The 17,669-nt window shown below is 69.0% G+C and carries 13 protein-coding genes; 8 read left to right on the plus strand and 5 right to left on the minus strand.

Annotated elements, in window-relative coordinates; genetic code table 11:
- Nucleotides 1-300: 300 nt before the first annotated feature.
- Complete coding sequence (locus tag U4Y91_RS35100) at nt 301-1,305, minus strand: AraC family transcriptional regulator (protein WP_321808922.1); 1,005 nt, start codon at nt 1,303-1,305, stop codon at nt 301-303.
- Nucleotides 1,306-1,441: 136 nt separating this feature from the next.
- Here U4Y91_RS35100 and U4Y91_RS35105 point away from each other — a divergent pair, with 136 nt between their 5' ends.
- Genes U4Y91_RS35105 through U4Y91_RS35115 form a run of 3 tightly spaced genes read left to right on the plus strand, consistent with a single transcriptional unit; the run spans nt 1,442 to nt 5,119 of the window.
- The gene (locus U4Y91_RS35105) at nt 1,442-3,115 is read left to right on the plus strand and encodes an acyl-CoA synthetase (protein ID WP_321808923.1); all 1,674 of its coding nucleotides are present in this window, start codon (nt 1,442-1,444) and stop codon (nt 3,113-3,115) included.
- Nucleotides 3,116-3,142: 27 nt separating this feature from the next.
- Nucleotides 3,143-3,910 carry a 3-hydroxyacyl-CoA dehydrogenase gene (locus U4Y91_RS35110; protein ID WP_321808924.1) on the plus strand — a complete coding sequence of 256 codons (768 nt, stop codon included), beginning with the start codon at nt 3,143-3,145 and terminating at the stop codon, nt 3,908-3,910.
- Nucleotides 3,911-3,928: 18 nt separating this feature from the next.
- A complete protein-coding gene (locus U4Y91_RS35115; protein WP_321808925.1) occupies nt 3,929-5,119 on the plus strand; it encodes an acetyl-CoA C-acetyltransferase in 1,191 nt (396 codons plus the stop codon).
- Between the two features lie 120 nt (nt 5,120-5,239).
- On the opposite strand, the gene U4Y91_RS35120 is transcribed toward U4Y91_RS35115, so the two are convergent.
- Nucleotides 5,240-5,932: a TetR/AcrR family transcriptional regulator gene (locus U4Y91_RS35120; RefSeq protein ID WP_321808926.1), complete on the minus strand. Its 693-nt coding sequence runs from the start codon at nt 5,930-5,932 to the stop codon at nt 5,240-5,242.
- Between the two features lie 361 nt (nt 5,933-6,293).
- On the opposite strand from U4Y91_RS35120, the gene U4Y91_RS35125 reads away from it, so the two are divergent.
- From U4Y91_RS35125 to hydA, 5 genes are all read left to right on the plus strand, one after another.
- Nucleotides 6,294-7,574, plus strand: a complete 1,281-nt coding sequence (locus tag U4Y91_RS35125; RefSeq protein WP_321808927.1) for a Zn-dependent hydrolase — start codon at nt 6,294-6,296, stop codon at nt 7,572-7,574.
- 129 nt (nt 7,575-7,703) lie between these two features.
- Nucleotides 7,704-9,041, plus strand: coding sequence for an NAD(P)-dependent oxidoreductase (locus tag U4Y91_RS35130; protein ID WP_321808928.1), 1,338 nt, complete (start codon nt 7,704-7,706; stop codon nt 9,039-9,041).
- A 73-nt stretch (nt 9,042-9,114) separates the two neighbouring features.
- Nucleotides 9,115-10,422: an NAD-dependent dihydropyrimidine dehydrogenase subunit PreA gene (gene preA, locus U4Y91_RS35135; RefSeq protein ID WP_321808929.1), complete on the plus strand. Its 1,308-nt coding sequence runs from the start codon at nt 9,115-9,117 to the stop codon at nt 10,420-10,422.
- A gap of 99 nt (nt 10,423-10,521) precedes the next feature.
- Nucleotides 10,522-12,030 carry an NCS1 family nucleobase:cation symporter-1 gene (locus U4Y91_RS35140; protein WP_321808930.1) on the plus strand — a complete coding sequence of 503 codons (1,509 nt, stop codon included), beginning with the start codon at nt 10,522-10,524 and terminating at the stop codon, nt 12,028-12,030.
- Nucleotides 12,031-12,076: 46 nt separating this feature from the next.
- The gene (hydA, locus tag U4Y91_RS35145) at nt 12,077-13,534 is read left to right on the plus strand and encodes a dihydropyrimidinase (protein WP_321808931.1); all 1,458 of its coding nucleotides are present in this window, start codon (nt 12,077-12,079) and stop codon (nt 13,532-13,534) included.
- Between the two features lie 52 nt (nt 13,535-13,586).
- On the opposite strand, the gene U4Y91_RS35150 is transcribed toward hydA, so the two are convergent.
- The 3 genes from U4Y91_RS35150 to U4Y91_RS35160 all read right to left on the minus strand — a co-directional run bounded on the left by U4Y91_RS35150 (nt 13,587) and on the right by U4Y91_RS35160 (nt 17,651).
- Nucleotides 13,587-14,708, minus strand: a complete 1,122-nt coding sequence (locus tag U4Y91_RS35150; protein ID WP_321808932.1) for an aromatic ring-hydroxylating dioxygenase subunit alpha — start codon at nt 14,706-14,708, stop codon at nt 13,587-13,589.
- Between the two features lie 223 nt (nt 14,709-14,931).
- Nucleotides 14,932-15,675 (minus strand): peptide-methionine (S)-S-oxide reductase MsrA, encoded by a 744-nt coding sequence (msrA, locus tag U4Y91_RS35155; RefSeq protein WP_321808933.1) that lies wholly within the window; start codon nt 15,673-15,675, stop codon nt 14,932-14,934.
- A 104-nt stretch (nt 15,676-15,779) separates the two neighbouring features.
- Nucleotides 15,780-17,651 carry a cytochrome c biogenesis protein DipZ gene (locus U4Y91_RS35160; protein ID WP_321808934.1) on the minus strand — a complete coding sequence of 624 codons (1,872 nt, stop codon included), beginning with the start codon at nt 17,649-17,651 and terminating at the stop codon, nt 15,780-15,782.
- Between the last annotated feature and the right edge of the window lie 18 nt (nt 17,652-17,669).

The raw sequence follows: 17,669 nt of genomic DNA on the forward strand, positions 1-17,669 counted from the left end.
AACGCGCAACTTCGCGCCGGCATGCGGCACGGTCGATTCCGCGCTGCGTCGTTGTCGATGCCGGACGTGTTCGAGCGCCAACAATCAGCACAGTGATCGCGGGCTCGCAGCCGAATCGATTGCTTGGCCGTCGAATGAGCAGGAATCGCCTCTTGAAGCAAAGGAAGACGGTTCTTTCAGAACTTCCTTTGAAGGCCAACGGCTTGAGCAATCGCACGACTGCTGAAAATTCACAGTGGTCATGCACGTCGGCCTTACCCTTTGGCGCGCTCGCACCGAGCGTGGCGCCTGCGCCCCAATTCAATGCTCCGCCTGCGCCCCGTTGACTTCCCGCCGAAACGCCCCCGGGCTCGTCCCTGTCCATTTCCGGAACGCGCGATGAAACGCACTGGGCTCGGTAAAACCGAGTTCCGCCGCGATTTCCGCGACGCTGAGCGTGTGTCCGCGCAGCAGCGACTGGGCCAGCGCGCCGCGCAGCTCGTCCTTGATCGACGCGAAGCTCTGCCCCTCGCTGCGCAAGCGTCGCCGCAGCGTCGCGGGCGTCGTGCCGAGGCGCACCGCCAGTGTGTCGAAGTCCGGCCACTCGGCGGCCGGCAGCGCCTTCAGGTGCGCACGCGTCTTCGCGACCCACCCGGTGTCGTGCCGGTAGCGGACCAGCAGGTTGCCGGGCGCGCCGCGCAGGAAGGTCTTCAGCGCCTGCGCCGAGCGGATCGTCGGCAGCGCGAGGTATGCGGCGTTGAAGGCGAGCCGGCTGTCGGGGCGGTCGAAATGTACCGGTACGCCGAAGAACTGGTGGTAGTCACCGCGCTGGTCGGGGCTCGGGCACGCGAAATCGATGCGCTGCAGCGGAATGCGCCGGCCGATCAGCCAGCAGGCGACGCCGAGCAGGATCAGCCAGAACGTCCGGTAAGCGAACGCCGAATACGGTGCGCCTGCCTGCGTGAGGACGATCTGCGCCTGGCCGTCGGCGACCACGAGCTCGCCGTGCGGTTCGTCGAGCACGACACGCAGGAACTGCAGCGCACGCCGCAGCGCCTTCTCGAGCGTGCCCGCGTGCAGCACGGCATGGCACAGCAGCGTGAAGCTGCCGCGCCGCATCGGGCGGGCCGCGAGCCCGAAGAATTCGTCATCGATCGCGCTGGCGATCGCCAGCCACAACCGGCCGTACTGCTGCGGCGTGACCGGCTCGCGCACGGCGGCCGGCAGGCCGGCGGCACGCAGCACGGCCTCGGTCGGCATCCGCCGCCGGCGCAGGCTCTCGAGCGCATCCTCGACGAAACCCGGCGAGATCATCTGCGGCCCCATTTTTTCATGTCCTCCAGACATGGCAAAAGCGATCACGATTCTAGATTCTGTTTGTCATTGATTGCAATGTGACGGCTGTCTACCATCATCGATATACCCCCGGTTCGCCGGCGGTCATAACGAACAGGAGACACGCATGTGTGATGGAGCAACCGCCCGGGTGGTGCCGGCCTACGCCGACGCCGTGGCCGGCTTCCGTATCGAGACCGCCGCCGCACATCTGCACGGCGACCTGGAGCAGGGCCTGAACGCCTGCGTCGAATGCTGCGACCGGCATGCGGCGGCGGATCCGGATGCGATCGCGCTCGACTGGATCGACGTCGGCGGCCGGCACCGCAGCTTCACGTTCGCGCAGATGCAGGCGCTGTCGGCGCGGGTCGCGAACCTGCTGGTCGAGGAGGGCGTGAAGCCGGGCGACGTGGTCGCCGGCCTGTTGCCGCGCACGCCCGAACTCGTCGCGACGATCCTCGGCACGTGGCGCGCAGGCGCCGTCTATCAGCCGCTCTTCACCGCGTTCGGACCGAAGGCGATCGAGCACCGGCTGCGCATGAGCGATGCGCGTCTGGTCGTCACCAACATCGCGAATCGCGCGAAGCTCGACGAGATCGTGGATTGCCCGCGGGTCGCGACGGTGCGCGAGGCGGGCGACGCGCTGCCGGCGCGCGACATCGATTTCCGTGCGGCGCTCGACGCGCAGTCCGCGCTATTCGAACCGGTGCCGCGCAAGGGCACCGACCTGTTCATGATGATGTCGACGTCGGGCACGACGGGCCTGTCGAAGGGCGTGCCGGTGCCGCTGCGCGCGCTGCTCGCGTTCGGCGCATACATGCGCGACGCGGTGGACCTGCGCGCCGGCGATCGTTTCTGGAACATCGCCGATCCGGGCTGGGCATATGGCCTCTACTACGCGATCACGGGCCCGCTGCTGCTCGGCCACGCCACGACGCTGTACGAGGGCGGCTTCACGGTCGACAGCACCTACGACGTGATCGAACGGCTCGGCATCACGAGCCTCGCCGGTTCGCCGACCGCGTACCGGATGCTGATGGCGGCCGGCACGGAAGCGGCGTCGCGCCTGAAAGGGCAGCTGCGGGTCGTCAGCAGCGCGGGCGAACCGCTGAATCCGGAAGTCGTGCGCTGGTTCCACGCGGCGCTCGGCGCGCCGATCTACGATCACTACGGCCAGACCGAGCTCGGCATGGTCGTGAACAATCATCACGGGCTCACGCACGTCGTCCATACCGGTTCGGCCGGCCTCGCGATGCCCGGCTATCGCGTCGCGGTGCTCGACGACACCGGTCGCGAACTCGGCCCCGGCGAGCCCGGCAATCTCGCGATCGACATCGCGCGCTCGCTGCTGCTGTGGTTCTCCGGCTACTGGCAGCAGGACACGCCGGCGATCGCGGGCGGCTACTACCGGACCGGCGACAACGTCGAGCTCGAGCCGGACGGCACCGTGAGCTTCATCGGGCGCGCGGACGACGTGATCACCTCGTCCGGTTACCGGATCGGCCCGTTCGACGTGGAAAGCGCGTTGATCGAGCATCCGGCCGTCAGCGAGGTCGCGGTGATCGGCGTGCCGGACCCGGAGCGCACGGAGATCGTCAAGGCGTTCGTCGTGCTGTCGAAGGGCGTTGACGGCACGCCGGCGCTGGCCGACGAACTCAGCCAGCACGTGAAGCGCCGGCTGTCGGCCCACGCCTATCCGCGCGCGATCGCGTTCGTCGACGCGCTGCCGAAAACCCCGAGCGGCAAGATCCAGCGCTTCGTGCTGCGCAAGATGGAAGCCGAGAAGGTCGCTCAATCCTGACTATCGAATACTGACTACGGACTGCGAATGAACATCAAGGATCGCGTTTTTCTGATTACGGGCGCCGGTTCGGGCCTCGGTGCCGCGGTGGCGCGCATGGTGGTCGCCGAAGGCGGCAACGCCGTGCTGCTGGACGTCAATGAAGACGCCGGCGCGAGCCTCGCGCACGAACTCGGCACATCCGCACGCTTCGTGAAGACCGACGTGACGAGCGAAGCCGACGGGCAGGCCGCCGTTGCCGCCGCGCGCGCCGCGTTCGGCCGCATCGATGCACTCGTGAATTGCGCGGGCGTTGCACCGGGAGAGAAGGTGGTCGGCCGCGAAGGCCCGCATTCGCTCGACCGCTTCGCGCGTGCGGTATCGATCAACCTGATCGGCACGTTCAACATGATCCGGCTGGCGGCGGATGCGATGTCGAAGCAGGACGCCGACGCGGAAGGCGAGCGTGGCGTGATCGTCAACACCGCGTCGGTCGCGGCGTTCGACGGACAGATCGGGCAGGCCGCGTATGCGGCATCGAAGAGCGGCGTGGTGGGCATGACGCTGCCGATCGCGCGCGAACTCGCGCGGTTCGGCATTCGCGTGGTGACGATCGCGCCGGGCATCTTCGCGACGCCGATGATGGCCGGCATGCCGCAGGACGTACAGGACGCGCTCGGCAAGAGCGTGCCGTTCCCGCCGCGGCTCGGCCGCCCCGACGAATTCGCGGCGCTGGTGCGCCACGTCGCCGAGAATACGATGCTGAACGGCGAAGTCATCCGTCTCGATGGCGCGCTGCGCATGGCACCGCGCTGACACTGGAGGAATGCAATCATGACGACACAGGATCCGATCGTAATCGTCGGCGCGGCGCGCACGCCGATGGGTGGTTTTCAGGGCGACCTGGCCGCGGCCAGCGCGAGCGAGCTCGGCGCGGTGGCGATCCGCGCGGCGCTCGAGCGGGCGAACGTGCCCGCGGAGCGCATCGATGAAGTCGTGTTCGGCTGCGTGCTGCCGGCCGGCCAAGGGCAGGCGCCGGCGCGGCAGGCCGCGCTGAAGGCCGGCTTGCCGCTGGGTACGGGCGCGACCACGGTCAACAAGATGTGCGGTTCCGGGATGAAGGCCGCGATGTTCGCGCACGACCTGCTGCTGGCCGGATCGGCGGACGTGGCGGTCGCGGGCGGGATGGAGAGCATGACGAATGCGCCGTACCTGCTGCCGAAGGCGCGCGCGGGAATGCGCATGGGGCACGGCCAGGTGCTCGACCACATGTTCCTCGACGGGCTCGAGGACGCGTACGACAAGGGCCGGCTGATGGGCACGTTCGCGGAGGATTGCGCGCAGGCCTACCAGTTCACGCGCGAGGAGCAGGACGCGTTCGCGATCGCGTCGCTGACGCGCGCGCAACGCGCGATCGCGGAAGGGCGCTTCGTGTCGGAGATCGCGCCGGTGACGGTGAAGGCCGGGAAGACGGAAGCCGTCGTGTCGATCGACGAGCAGCCGGGCAACGCGAAGCTCGACAAGATTCCGACGCTCAAGCCGGCGTTCCGCGAAGGCGGCACGGTGACGGCGGCCAATTCGTCGTCGATTTCCGACGGTGCGGCCGCGCTCGTGATGATGCGCCGCTCGGAAGCGGACCGGCTCGGCCTCGCACCGAAGGCCGTGATCGTCGGGCATTCGACCTACGCGAACAAGCCGGGCCTGTTCGCGACGGCGCCGATCGGCGCGATCCGCAAGCTGTCGGAGAAAACCGGCTGGAACCTGCGCGACGTCGACCTGTTCGAGATCAACGAAGCCTTCGCGGTGGTTGCGATGGCCGCGATGCGCGATCTCGACCTGTCGCACGACAGGGTCAACGTGCACGGCGGCGCGTGCGCGCTCGGCCATCCGATCGGCGCATCGGGCGCACGCGTGATGGTGACGCTGCTGGCCGCGCTCGAAGCGTATGGGCTCAAGCGCGGCGTCGCGTCGCTGTGCATCGGCGGCGGCGAGGCGACGGCGATCGCGATCGAGCGCGTCGCGTAGCCGCGTAACGCGAACGCATTGACGCGTCACGCGCGAGACGGCACGCATGCCGTCTCGCGATGCGGGCGGCGGGCAGGGTGTCCGTCGCCCGTTCTGCTTTCCGGGGCGCGCGCGATCGCGCTACGCGTTCGCCTTCGGCGACACCGCGCCGCACGCACGGATCACGAGCTGCACGACCTGCTCGGTCGTCTCGGCGAACGCCTTCTGCGTGAGCGCACGCTTGCCGCTCAGCGCGCGGATCTGCGCATCGAAATCCGCATAGTGCTGCGTGGTCGCCCAGATCAGGTACATCAACGCGTGCGCATCGATCGGTGCGAGCAGCCCGCGCGCGATCCAGCCTTCGATCACCTTCACGCGCGTGTCGAACCAGGGTTTCACGCGTTCCGACAGGATGTCCTGCATGTGCGCGGCACCGTGGATGATCTCGTTGGCCCATACCTTCGAGCCGAGCGGGCGCCGTCGCGACAGATCCATCTTCGCGCGCACGTAGCTGCCGATCGCTTCGACCGGATCGTCGCCGGTCTCGAACGATCCGGCGGCACGGTGCCAGTCTTCGAACAGGTCGTCGAGCACACGGCGGTACAGCGCAAGCTTCGTCGGGAAGTAGTAATGCAGGTTCGCCTTCGGCAGGCCCGCACGCTCGGCGATCATCGCGGTGCTCGCGCCGTTGAGCCCGCGCTCCGCGAACACGGCTTCCGCGCAGGCCAGCAGATGCGCTTCGTTGGACTCGCGGATGTGCGCCTTGCGTCGCCGCAACGGCGTGCCCGTTTCGTCGTGGCCGGTGGCGTCCGCCGCCGTTTCGTCATGTCTCATCGTTGCCCTCGCGCGGCGTGCATGCCGCGTTGGGCTTCATTCTAGTCGCTGGTTCGCATCGAACGCACGCGCCGGCCCACATCGGCGCGCGCGATGCTGCGATGCGGTGGCACGTTTCTCGCTCGCTCGATTCGCGCAAGAAAGACATTGCGCTGGGCATTTTGATCGTCTAAAACCTGTCCAATCGGACAGGATTTGACGAGCGACGGAATGCGGTGCCGGCAGTCCGCCGAACGATCGGACGAATCACGCGAACGATGCGCATCTGCACCTCGCAGGTGCGGGTTTGCCCCGACGGCAGCAATGCGCGCACCGGCATCGGCCGGATGACGGCATGACCGACCCCACAGGAGCGATACGAATGGACACGGTATCGGAAACAGTGAAGCGGGCAGCATTCGACACGTCGATCAAGATCGACGGCAGGCGGTTGTGGGACAGCCTGATGGAGGTCGCGAAGATCGGCGCGACGCCGAAAGGCGGCGTCTGCCGTCTCGCGTTGACCGATCTCGACAAGGCCGGCCGCGACCTGATCGTCGGCTGGGCGAAGGCGGCCGGCTGCACGGTGACGGTCGATACGATGGGCAACGTGTTCATGCGCCGCGCGGGCCGCGTGGCCGACGCGGCGCCGGTCGTCACCGGCTCGCACGCGGATTCGCAGCCGACGGGCGGCCGCTTCGACGGCATCTACGGCGTGCTCGGCGGCCTCGAAGTGATTCGCACCCTGAACGATCACGGCATCGAGACCGAGCATCCGGTCGAGGTCGTGATCTGGACCAACGAGGAAGGCTCGCGCTTCGCGCCGGCGATGGTCGCGTCGGGCGTGTTCGCGGGCGTGTTCCCGCTCGAGTACGGGCTGTCGCGTAAGGACGTCGACGGCAAGACGATCGGCGAGGAGCTCGCGCGCATCGGCTACGCGGGCGACGTGCCGTGCGGCGGCCGCAAGCTGCACGCGGCGTTCGAGCTGCATATCGAGCAGGGGCCGATTCTCGAGGCCGAGTGCAAGACGATCGGCGTCGTGACGGACGCGCAGGGGCAGCGCTGGTACGAGATCACGTTCACCGGCCAGGAAGCGCACGCGGGGCCGACGCCGATGCCGCGTCGCCGCGATGCGCTGCTCGGCGCGTCGCGCGTCGTCGATCTCGTCAACCGGATCGGCCTCGATCACGCGCCGTTCGGCTGCGCGACGGTCGGGATGATGCAAGTTCACCCGAACTCGCGCAACGTGATTCCGGGCCGCGTGTTCTTCACCGTCGATTTCCGTCATCCGGACGACGCCGTGCTCGCGAAGATGGACGCCGCGCTGCGCGACGGCGTCGCGCGCATCGCGGGCGAGATCGGGCTCGAAACCGAGCTCGAGCAGATTTTCTACTACAAGCCCGTCGCGTTCGATCCGGCCTGCGTGGCGGCCGTGCGCGGCGCGGCCGATCGCTTCGGCTACTCGCATCGCGACATCGTGTCGGGTGCGGGGCACGACGCGTGCTACCTGGCGCAGGTGGCGCCGACGTCGATGGTGTTCGTGCCCTGCGTCGACGGCATCAGCCACAACGAGATCGAGGACGCGACGCCTGCGTGGATCGAGGCCGGCGCGAACGTGCTGCTGCACGCGATGCTGTCGCGTGCCTGCGAGCCGGCTTCATGACGGACGGGATATAGCGCAGCCGGCAGGCTGCGCACTGCGTGACCTTAGCATTCCCAAGCATGACCGCCCCGACTGTGCATTCGCAGCCGGCGGGGACGGCTTTGTCTCCACCCAGTCGAAGGAACGTGTATGACCACCAAGCCAACCGGCGATATCGCCGCGCATCGCCTGTCGTCCACGCAACTCTCGTGCGAATTCGCCGATATCGCGCCGCTGCTCGATCCGACCGCCGCCGCGGCCGCCGCCAGCCGCTGCCACTACTGCTACGACGCACCTTGCGTGCAGGCCTGCCCGACGCAGATCGACATCCCGGGCTTCATCCGCAAGATCGGCAACGGCAACCTGAAGGGCGCGGCGACCGACATCCTGTCCGCGAATCCGCTCGGCGGGATGTGCGCACGCGTGTGTCCGACCGAGATCCTGTGCGAAGGCGCGTGCGTGCGCAATCACCAGGATGCGCAGCCGGTCGCGATCGGCGCGCTGCAGCGCCACGCGACCGACTGGGCGATGGCGAGCGGCGCGGTGCGCTTCACGCGTGCGCCCGATACCGGGCGGCACGTCGCGGTGGTCGGCGCGGGGCCGGCCGGGCTCGCGTGCGCGCACCGGCTCGCGCTGGCCGGGCATCGCGTCACGCTGTTCGATGCGCGACCGAAGGCGGGCGGCTTGAACGAATACGGGATCGCCGCGTACAAGACCGTCGACGATTTCGCGCAGCGCGAAGTCGAGTGGCTGCTGTCGGTCGGCGGCATCGCGCTGGAGACGGGCGTCGCGCTCGGCCGCGACGTGACGCTCGACTCGCTGCGCGAGCGGCACGACGCGGTGTTTCTCGCGATGGGCCTTGGCGGCGTGCGCACGCTCGCGATCGACGGCGAGCAATTGACCGGCGTGATGAACGCGGTCGACTTCATCGAGCAGGTGCGGCAGGCCGACGGGCTGGAGAACGTGCCGGTCGGGCGGCGCGTGGTCGTGATCGGCGGCGGCAACACGGCGATCGACGCGTCCGTGCAGAGCCGCAAGCTCGGCGCGCAGCGCGTGACGATGGTGTACCGGCGCGGCGTGGACGCGATGAGCGCGACCTGGGCCGAACGCGAGTTCGCGCAGAAGAGCGGTGTCACGCTCGTCACCCACGCGAAGCCGGTGCGCATCGCGGGCGCGAACGGGCACGTGACGGGCGTCGAATTCGAGGCCGCGTCGGGTGAACGCTTCACCGTCGACGCGGACATGGTGCTGAAGGCGATCGGCCAGACGCTGGTGCCGGACGGTGTCGCGGCCACGCTGCTGACCGGGGACGGGTCGCGCATCGCGGTCGACGCGGACGGACGCACGGCTTTGCCCGACGTGTGGGCCGGCGGCGATTGCGCGGCGACGGGCGGCATCGACCTGACGGTGCAGGCCGTGCAGGACGGCAAGCGCGCGGCGGCCGCGATCGACGCGGCGCTCGCGCAGCGCGACGCCAGGGCCGCGTGAGCGCGGGATACGCACCTGCACCGCGGACCTCGCGCGCACCACGATAAACGCTCTCACCGACACGGAGCCGAACATGGCCGACCTTCGCTGCACCATCGCAGGCATCACTTCGCCGAATCCGTTCTGGCTGGCCTCCGCGCCGCCGACCGACAAGGCATACAACGTCAACCGCGCATTCGAGGCGGGCTGGGGCGGCGTCGTCTGGAAGACGCTCGGGCTCGATCCGCACGTCGTCAACGTCAGCTCGCGCTACGGCGCGGTGCAATGGAACGGCCAGCGGATCGCCGGGCTGAACAACATCGAGCTGATCACCGACCGGCCGCTCGACGTGAACCTGAAGGAAATCGCGCAGGTGAAGCGCGACTGGCCCGACCGCGCGCTGATCGTGTCGCTGATGGTGCCGTGCAACGAGCGCGACTGGAAATGGATCCTGCCGCTCGTCGAGGATACGGGCGCCGATGCGGTCGAGCTGAACTTCGGCTGCCCGCACGGGATGAGCGAGCGCGGGATGGGCGCGGCCGTCGGCCAGGTGCCGGAATACGTCGAGATGGTCACGCGCTGGGTCAAGGAAGGGACGAAGCTGCCATGTCTCGTGAAGCTCACGCCGAACATCAGCGACATCCGGATGGGATCGCGCGCCGCGTACAAGGGCGGCGCGGACGGCGTGTCGCTGATCAACACGATCAACTCGATCGTTGCGGTCGACCTCGACCAGATGGCGCCGATGCCGACCGTCGACGGCAAGGGCACGCACGGCGGCTATTGCGGCCCGGCGGTCAAACCGATCGCGCTGAACATGGTCGCCGAGATCGCGCGCGACCCGGAAACGCCCAACCTGCCGATCTCCGGCATCGGCGGGATTTCGTCGTGGCGCGACGCGGCCGAGTTCATGGTGCTCGGCGCCGGCAGCGTGCAGGTGTGCACCGCCGCGATGCATTACGGATTCCGGATCGTGTCGGATTTCGTCGACGGGCTGTCGAACTGGATGGACGAGAAGGGCTACGCGACGCTCGACGACATACGCGGCCGCGCGGTGCCGAACGTCACCGACTGGAAATACCTGAACCTGAAGTACGACATCAAGGCGCGCATCGACCAGGATCGCTGCATCCAGTGCGGGCTGTGCCATATCGCATGCGAGGACACGTCGCACCAGGCGATCACCGCCGTGAAGGACGGCGTGCGGCATTTCGAAGTGGTGGACGCGGAGTGCGTCGGGTGCAATCTTTGCATGCATGTGTGTCCGGTCGAGCAATGCATCACGATGGAGCGGGTCGATGCGGGCGACTACGCGAACTGGACCACGCATCCGAACAACCCGGCGCGGGCTGATGCGGGTGCGAGCCCGGCGGAACCCGCGAAGCACGCGAAGGCGGTCTGACCGACGGCCGGCGGCGCGGTATCGCCCGCGCTGCTGCTTGTGTCCTGTTCTGCCGGCATCGCACGATGCCGGCGTCGACGTTTACGTGGAGCGCATTCGATGAAACCAGCAGCGATTCCCGCCGAACCCGACAGCGCCGCGGCGCCGGCCGGCAGCCTGTACAACGACGACCTCGCGCCGACGACGGCGGCGCAGCGCACGTGGCGCTGGTATCACTTCGCGGCGCTGTGGGTCGGGATGGTGATGAACATCGCGTCGTACATGCTTGCGGCCGGGCTGATCCAGGAAGGCATGTCGCCGTGGCAGGCGGTGCTGACGGTGTTGCTCGGCAACCTGATCGTGCTCGTGCCGATGCTGTTGATCGGACATGCGGGCGCGAAGCACGGGATTCCGTACGCGGTGCTCGTGCGTGCGTCGTTCGGCACGCAGGGTGCGAAGCTGCCCGCGCTGTTGCGCGCGATCGTCGCGTGCGGCTGGTACGGCATCCAGACCTGGCTCGGCGGCAGCGCGATCTACACGCTGCTGAACATCCTGACCGGCAACGCGCTGCACGGCGCCGCGCTGCCGCTCGTCGGCATCTCGCTCGGGCAGCTCGCGTGCTTCCTCGTGTTTTGGGCGCTGCAGCTGTACTTCATCTGGCACGGCACCGATTCGATCCGCTGGCTCGAAAGCTGGTCCGCGCCGATCAAGGTTGTGATGTGTGTCGCGCTCGTGTGGTGGGCGACGTCGCAGGCGGGCGGCGTCGGCTCGATGCTGTCGGCGCCGTCGCAGTTCGTCGCGGGCGGCAAGAAGGCCGGGTTGTTCTGGGCGACGTTCTGGCCGGGCCTGACCGCGATGGTCGGCTTCTGGGCGACGCTCGCGCTGAACATTCCCGACTTCACGCGCTTCGCGCATTCGCAGCGCGACCAGATGATCGGGCAGTCGATCGGGCTGCCGCTGCCGATGGCGCTGCTGTCGGTGGTGTCGGTCGTCGTGACGTCGGCCACCGTCGTGATCTACGGCAACGCGATCTGGGATCCGATCGACCTGACGAGCCGGATGACCGGCATCGGCGTGGGCATCGCGCTCGTGATCCTCACGCTCGATACGATGTGCTGCAACCTCGCGGCGAACCTCGTCGGCCCCGCATACGACTTTTCGAGCCTGTGGCCGAAGGCGATCTCGTATCGCACCGGCGGGATGATCACCGCGACGATTGCGATCGTGATGATGCCGTGGAAGATCCTCGCGACGACGGAAGGCTATATCTTCACCTGGCTCGTCGGCTATTCGGCGCTGCTCGGGCCGGTCGCGGGCATCCTGATGGTCGACTATTTCCTGATTCGCGGCACGCGGCTCGATACGCGCGCGCTGTTCGACGAGCGCGGCGACTTCAGCTATGCGCGCGGCTGGAACCCGGCCGCACTGGCGGCGCTCGCCATCGGCGTGCTGCCGAACCTGCCCGGCTTCCTGCACACCGCATTCCCGGCGTCGTTCCCGAACGTGCCGGCGTTCTTCAACACGCTTTACACGTATGCGTGGTTCGTCGGCCTCGTGCTGGCGTCCGGCGTGTACGGCACCTGGATGAAGTGGCGCGCCGGACAGCGCGCGCAGATCGCGAACGCGTGATGCGCGAACGCATGCGGCACCCGACAGTCAACGAGGAGGCAACGACATGGCAATCCTGATTCGCGGCGGCACCGTGGTCGATGCGGACCGCACCTATCGCGCGGACGTACTGTGTGCCGACCCGCAGGACGGCGGCACGATCCTGCAGATCGCCGAGACGATCGACGCGCCGGCCGGCGCGACGGTGGTCGATGCGCACGACCAGTACGTGATGCCGGGCGGCATCGATCCGCATACGCACATGGAACTGCCGTTCATGGGCACGACGGCGAGCGACGATTTCTATTCGGGCACGGCTGCGGGGCTGTCGGGAGGCACGACGAGCATCATCGACTTCGTGATCCCGAGCCCGAAGCAGCCGCTGATGGACGCGTTTCACGAATGGCGCGGCTGGGCCGAGAAGGCGGCCGCCGACTACGGCTTCCACGTGGCAGTCACGTGGTGGGACGAATCGGTGCACCGCGACATGGGCACGCTCGTGCGTGAGCACGGCGTGTCGAGCTTCAAGCACTTCATGGCGTACAAGAACGCGATCATGGCCGACGACGAGGTGCTCGTGAACAGCTTCACGCGTTCGCTCGAACTCGGCGCGCTGCCGACCGTGCACGCGGAGAACGGCGAGCTCGTGTTCCAGTTGCAGAAGGCGCTGCTCGCGCGCGGGATGACGGGGCCGGAGGCGCATCCGCTGTCGCGCCCGCCGGAGGTCGAAGGCGAGGCCGCGAACCGTGCGATCCGCATCGCGCAGGTGCTCGGCGTGCCGGTGTATATCGTGCACGTGTCGTCGAAGGACGCGGTCGATGCGATCACGCGCGCGCGCAGTGAAGGGCTGCGCGTGTTCGGCGAGGTGCTGCCGGGCCATCTGGTGATCGACGAGGCCGTGTATCGCGACCCGGACTGGACGCGTGCGGCAGCGCACGTGATGAGCCCGCCGTTTCGCTCGGCCGAGCATCGCGAAGCGCTGTGGCGCGGGCTGCAGGCCGGCCAGCTGCATACGACGGCGACCGATCACTGCGTGTTCTGCGCGTCGCAGAAGGCGATGGGCCGCGAGGACTTCACGAAGATCCCGAACGGCTGCGGCGGCGTCGAGGACCGCATGTCGGTGCTGTGGCATCACGGCGTGAATCAAGGCCGCATCACGCCGAACGAGTTCGTGCGGATCACGTCGACGAACGCCGCGCAGATCTTCAACCTGTATCCGCGCAAGGGGGCGGTGCAGGTCGGCGCCGATGCCGACCTGGTCGTATGGGACCCGGCCGCGACGAAGACGATCTCGGTGAAGACCCATCACCAGCAGGTCGACTTCAACGTGTTCGAAGGGATGACGGTGCAGGGCGTCGCGACCCACACGCTGACGCGCGGCGCGCTCGCGTGGGCCGACGGCGAGCTGCGTGCGGTGCGCGGTGCGGGCCGTTACCTGAAGCGGCCGCCCGCGGCCGGCTACTACGAGGCCGCACGCATCGCGAACCGGCTGCGCGAGCCGCATCCGGTCGAACGTGCGGGCTGAGTGTATCGGCCGAGGCCGGGCGAGCGCGCAGCCGGCGCGCTCGCCGCGGTGATCAGCGCGCGTCGCCCGCGCCTGCCTCATGGATCGGAATCACGGTGCGCGCGCCGCACTGGCGCAGCAGGTCGCGCAGCTCGATGATGACCGGAAACACCTCGTGGTTGCAGTCGGCGCCCTGCCGGTCGTGCGCTTCCTGCTCGCGCTCGACGATCCAGCGATCCTCGCGGAAGATCCGCTCGGTGAACCAGACGAGCAGCGGCCACGCGAGATCGAGCGCGAACGGGATGCCCGGCTTGTGGATCGACAGCAATCCGAACGTGCGGTTGGTGCGCTGCTGCGCGTCGAGCGGCACGTAGACGATCCACAGGTCCATCACGAGCGTGCCTTCGCTCGAGCGGATCTGCAGCGTCTGGTACGGGTAGCCCGTGCGGACCGTCATCACGCTCTTGTCGGCCTGGTCGGTCGGTTTCTTGCTGGCGCCGAACACGAGCGCCTCGCCGACCGGCTGCTTGCCTTCCATACGCGCGAACGTGTAGTCGACCTCGACCCAGTCGTCGCCGCGCCGGCGGCCGACGCTGCGTGCGCGCATCTGTCCCATCTGCTTGCGATGCAGGAACTGATGGTTCATGTCCATCAGGTTCTCGTGCATGAACGAGTAGTGGCACTTGACCTCGCGACCGAAGCGGCGCGTCTTGTACGCGGGATCGTCCGCCGATTCCAGCGCGGGGAACGGGCGTTCGTCCGCGAGCGTCGCGTCGCCGGGGAAGACGAAGATCAGCCCGTGCGCCTCGCGGCACGGATACGCGCGCACGCCGTTGGGCAGGCGCTCGCGGCCGAGGTACGGCACGTCGACACAGCGGCCGCTGTCGCACGCGTAGGTCCAGCCGTGGTAGCAGCAGCGCAGCGTTTCGCCGCTCACGACGCCCGCATGCAGCGGCACCTGGCGGTGCGCGCAACGATCTTCGAGCGCGTAGACGGCGCCGGATTCGGTGCGCACGAGCACGATCGGATCGCCGGCGAAGCGCACGCCGAGCGTCTTGCCGCGCTTGAGTTCGCGCGACCACGCGAGCGGATACCAGTGATCGGGATGGATGGGCACGCGGCGCAGGTCGCGTACGACCGCGCCGCTGGACGGTTCTTCGAGAGCACTGCTGTCAGACAAAGGCACTGCGCGCATGCGTGTGACGCCTCCTGGCTGGCTGGAGAGTTCCGGGCGCCGCGCGGTGCGCGGCGGGGATCTGATCTGGAGAAGTCTACGCGAAGTTGGCCCGCGAAGCTGACCCGATGCGGGTTTGCCCGGTCGCGGCAGCATGCGTTTCGTTGATGCAGCGCAAACGCGGCCGGCGGCGCGGGCCGGCCGGGTCGGCGCGCACACCGGCCGCCGCGGCGCCGGCGGTCCCTCACAGGCCGGCGTCGCGCCACAGCACCGCGTCGGTGCGGTACAGCGCCGGGAAGCGCTGCTTCAGCCCGGCGACCTTCGGCAGGTCGTTGAACGCGATGTACGGCGCGTCGGGATGCAGCTCGAGGTAGTTCTGGTGATACGCCTCCGCCGGATAGAAGCCCTTGTACGGCTCGACGCGCGTGACGACGGGCGCCGGGAACGTGTGCGCGGTGCCCAGCTGCGCGATGTAGGCGGTCGCAACCGCGCGCTGCTGCGCGGTGGTCGGGAAGATCGCGGAGCGGTATTGCGGCCCTTCGTCGGGCCCCTGACGGTTGAGTTCGGTCGGGTCGTGCGCGACCGAGAAGAACACCTGCAGCAACCGGCCGTAGGTGACCTGGGTCGGGTCGTACACGATGCGCACCGATTCCGCATGGCCCGTCAGCCCGCTGCCGACCAGCGCGTAGTGCGCGGTTTCGGAGGCGCCGCCCGCGTAGCCGGCCGTGACCTGCTTCACGCCCTTCACGTGCTCGAACACGCCCTGCACGCCCCAGAAGCAGCCGCCGGCGAGCACGGCCGTTTCCTCGTGGGAGGCGCCCGGGGTTTCGTCGAGCGTCGGTGCGGGCACGGTGCGCATCGGTTCCGCCGAACTGACGACGCGCTGGTAGCCGAACACGGCGGCGGCCGCGATGGCGATCGCGCCGATGCGGCGCAGCATGGCCGCCCGCTGCCGCGGTGCGGAATCGCGAGTGGATGTCGGGATCATGAGTTGCTCCTTCGAAATGCGGGACGGAATGAGGTGGACGGCAGGCGGACGGGAGGCGGCGCGTGTGACGGCGTCCGCCACCGCGTCCGCCACTGCGTGCGCGTTCAGCCGAACGTAAACGCATAGGCATCGACGCCGGGATCGAGAAACTCGATCGAGAACGTGCGGTCGGCGATCGCGCCCGGCTGCCGGACGAGCTGGTACAGGCGTTGGCCGGTGACGGTGCCGTAGCCCTGCGCATCGACGTCCGCGCCGTGTGCCGCGCCGGGCGCCGCGCCGTCGAGCGTCACGCGGAAGCGCACCGGGCTGCCGTTCGCGCCCGGGCCGAGCACGAGGTGCAGGTCGCGCGCATGGAAGCGGTAGACGATCCGGCCGGACGGCGCGGCGAGCGTCGCGCGCTCGGCGCCGACCTGCCAGGTGCCGGCGAGGCCCCAGTCGTTCAGGTCGGGGTGCGCGGGCGCGTCGTAACGGTGTGCCGTGTCGCGCACGACACCGCCCGGTGACGTGAAGTCGTCCGCGCGCGCATAGCCGACATAGGTTTCGGGCGAGCGGACGTCCGCGCTGTCGGCCGCTGCGAGCGCGCCCTTCGCGGGTGCGCCGGCGAGCCCGAGCGGCACGTTCAGCGCCTCCGGGTGGCCGGCTTCGGCGAGCAGCGACTGGATCGCGCGTTCCGACTGCGCGTATTCGCCTTCGCCGAAGTGGTGGTGACGGATCCGCCCTTGCGCGTCGACGAAGTAGTGCGCGGGCCAGTATTCGTTGCCGAACGCGCGCCAGATCGCATAGCCGTTGTCGATCGCGACCGGGTAGTCGATGCCCAGGTCGTGCACGGCCTTCTTCACGTTGCCGAGGTCGCGCTCGAACGCGAACTCCGGTGCGTGCACGCCGATCACGACGAGGCCGTACGGCGCGTACTTGCGCGCCCAGGCGGTCGTGTACGGCAGCGTGCGCAGGCAGTTGATGCACGAATACGTCCAGAAATCGACGAGCACGACCTTGCCGCGCAGGCCGGCTGCGCTCAGCGGCGGCGAATTCAGCCACTGCACGGCGCCGTCGAGCGACGGCAGCGTGCCTTCGACGGGCAGCGCGGCCGGTGCCTGCGGCGCCGGCGTCGTGCCGGCGGTGCGCATCATCGCGCCGCCTGCCGCCGGTGCATCACCGGACGTCGCGGCCATCATCGCGCCGCCTGCCGCGGCACCGTTGCCGCTGGCGGTATCGCTCGTCGCGGACGTCGCCGCCGGTGCGCCATGCGAGCGGCCACCGAGCTGGTCGACGAGCTTCGTCTCGAGGCCGCCCGTCGTGACGGTCGACAACTGCGCGAGCGCCCCCGTGTCGAGGCCGAGCGCGATCGCGCCGACGCCGGCCAGCAGCGCCGCGCCGATCCCGCGCTTGATCCATTCGCCGGCGCCGAGCGAGCGCTTCATCGCGGCGAACACCTTGCCGCCGATCACGAGCGCGACGCCGAGCGACGTCGCCGCGCCGGCCGCATACGCAACCAGCAGCAGCGTCGTGCCGACGCTCGCGCCGCGCAGCGCCGCGCCGGTCAGCACGAGCCCGAGGATCGGACCCGCGCACGGCGCCCACAGCAGGCCGGTCGCGACGCCGAGCAGCAGCGACGACGCGGGGCCGGCCGGGCGGCCGTCGCGCTGTGCGAACCCGGTGAGGCGGTTGCCGGCCGCGACGAGCGGGCGCGTCAGGTGCTCGGCGAAGCGCGGCAGCAGCAGCGTCAGGCCGAACACCGCGAGCAGCACGATGGCGAGCCAGCGGCCGGCCTGGTTGGCCTGCGCGACCCAGCCGCCGCCGACCGCGGCGAGCGTCGCGACGACGGCGAACGTGAGCGCCATGCCGATCAGCAACGGCAGGCCGGTACGCACGAACGGCTGGTCGGCGCGCGCGAACACGAACGGCAGCACCGGCAGGATGCACGGGCTCAGGATCGTGAGCACGCCGCCGAGATAGGCAAGGACGATGAGCAGCATGGAGCGGTCTCCAGGGGT

The organism is Burkholderia sp. BCC1993 (assembly GCF_905339865.1).
In the GTDB taxonomy this organism is placed as follows: Bacteria; Pseudomonadota; Gammaproteobacteria; order Burkholderiales; family Burkholderiaceae; genus Burkholderia.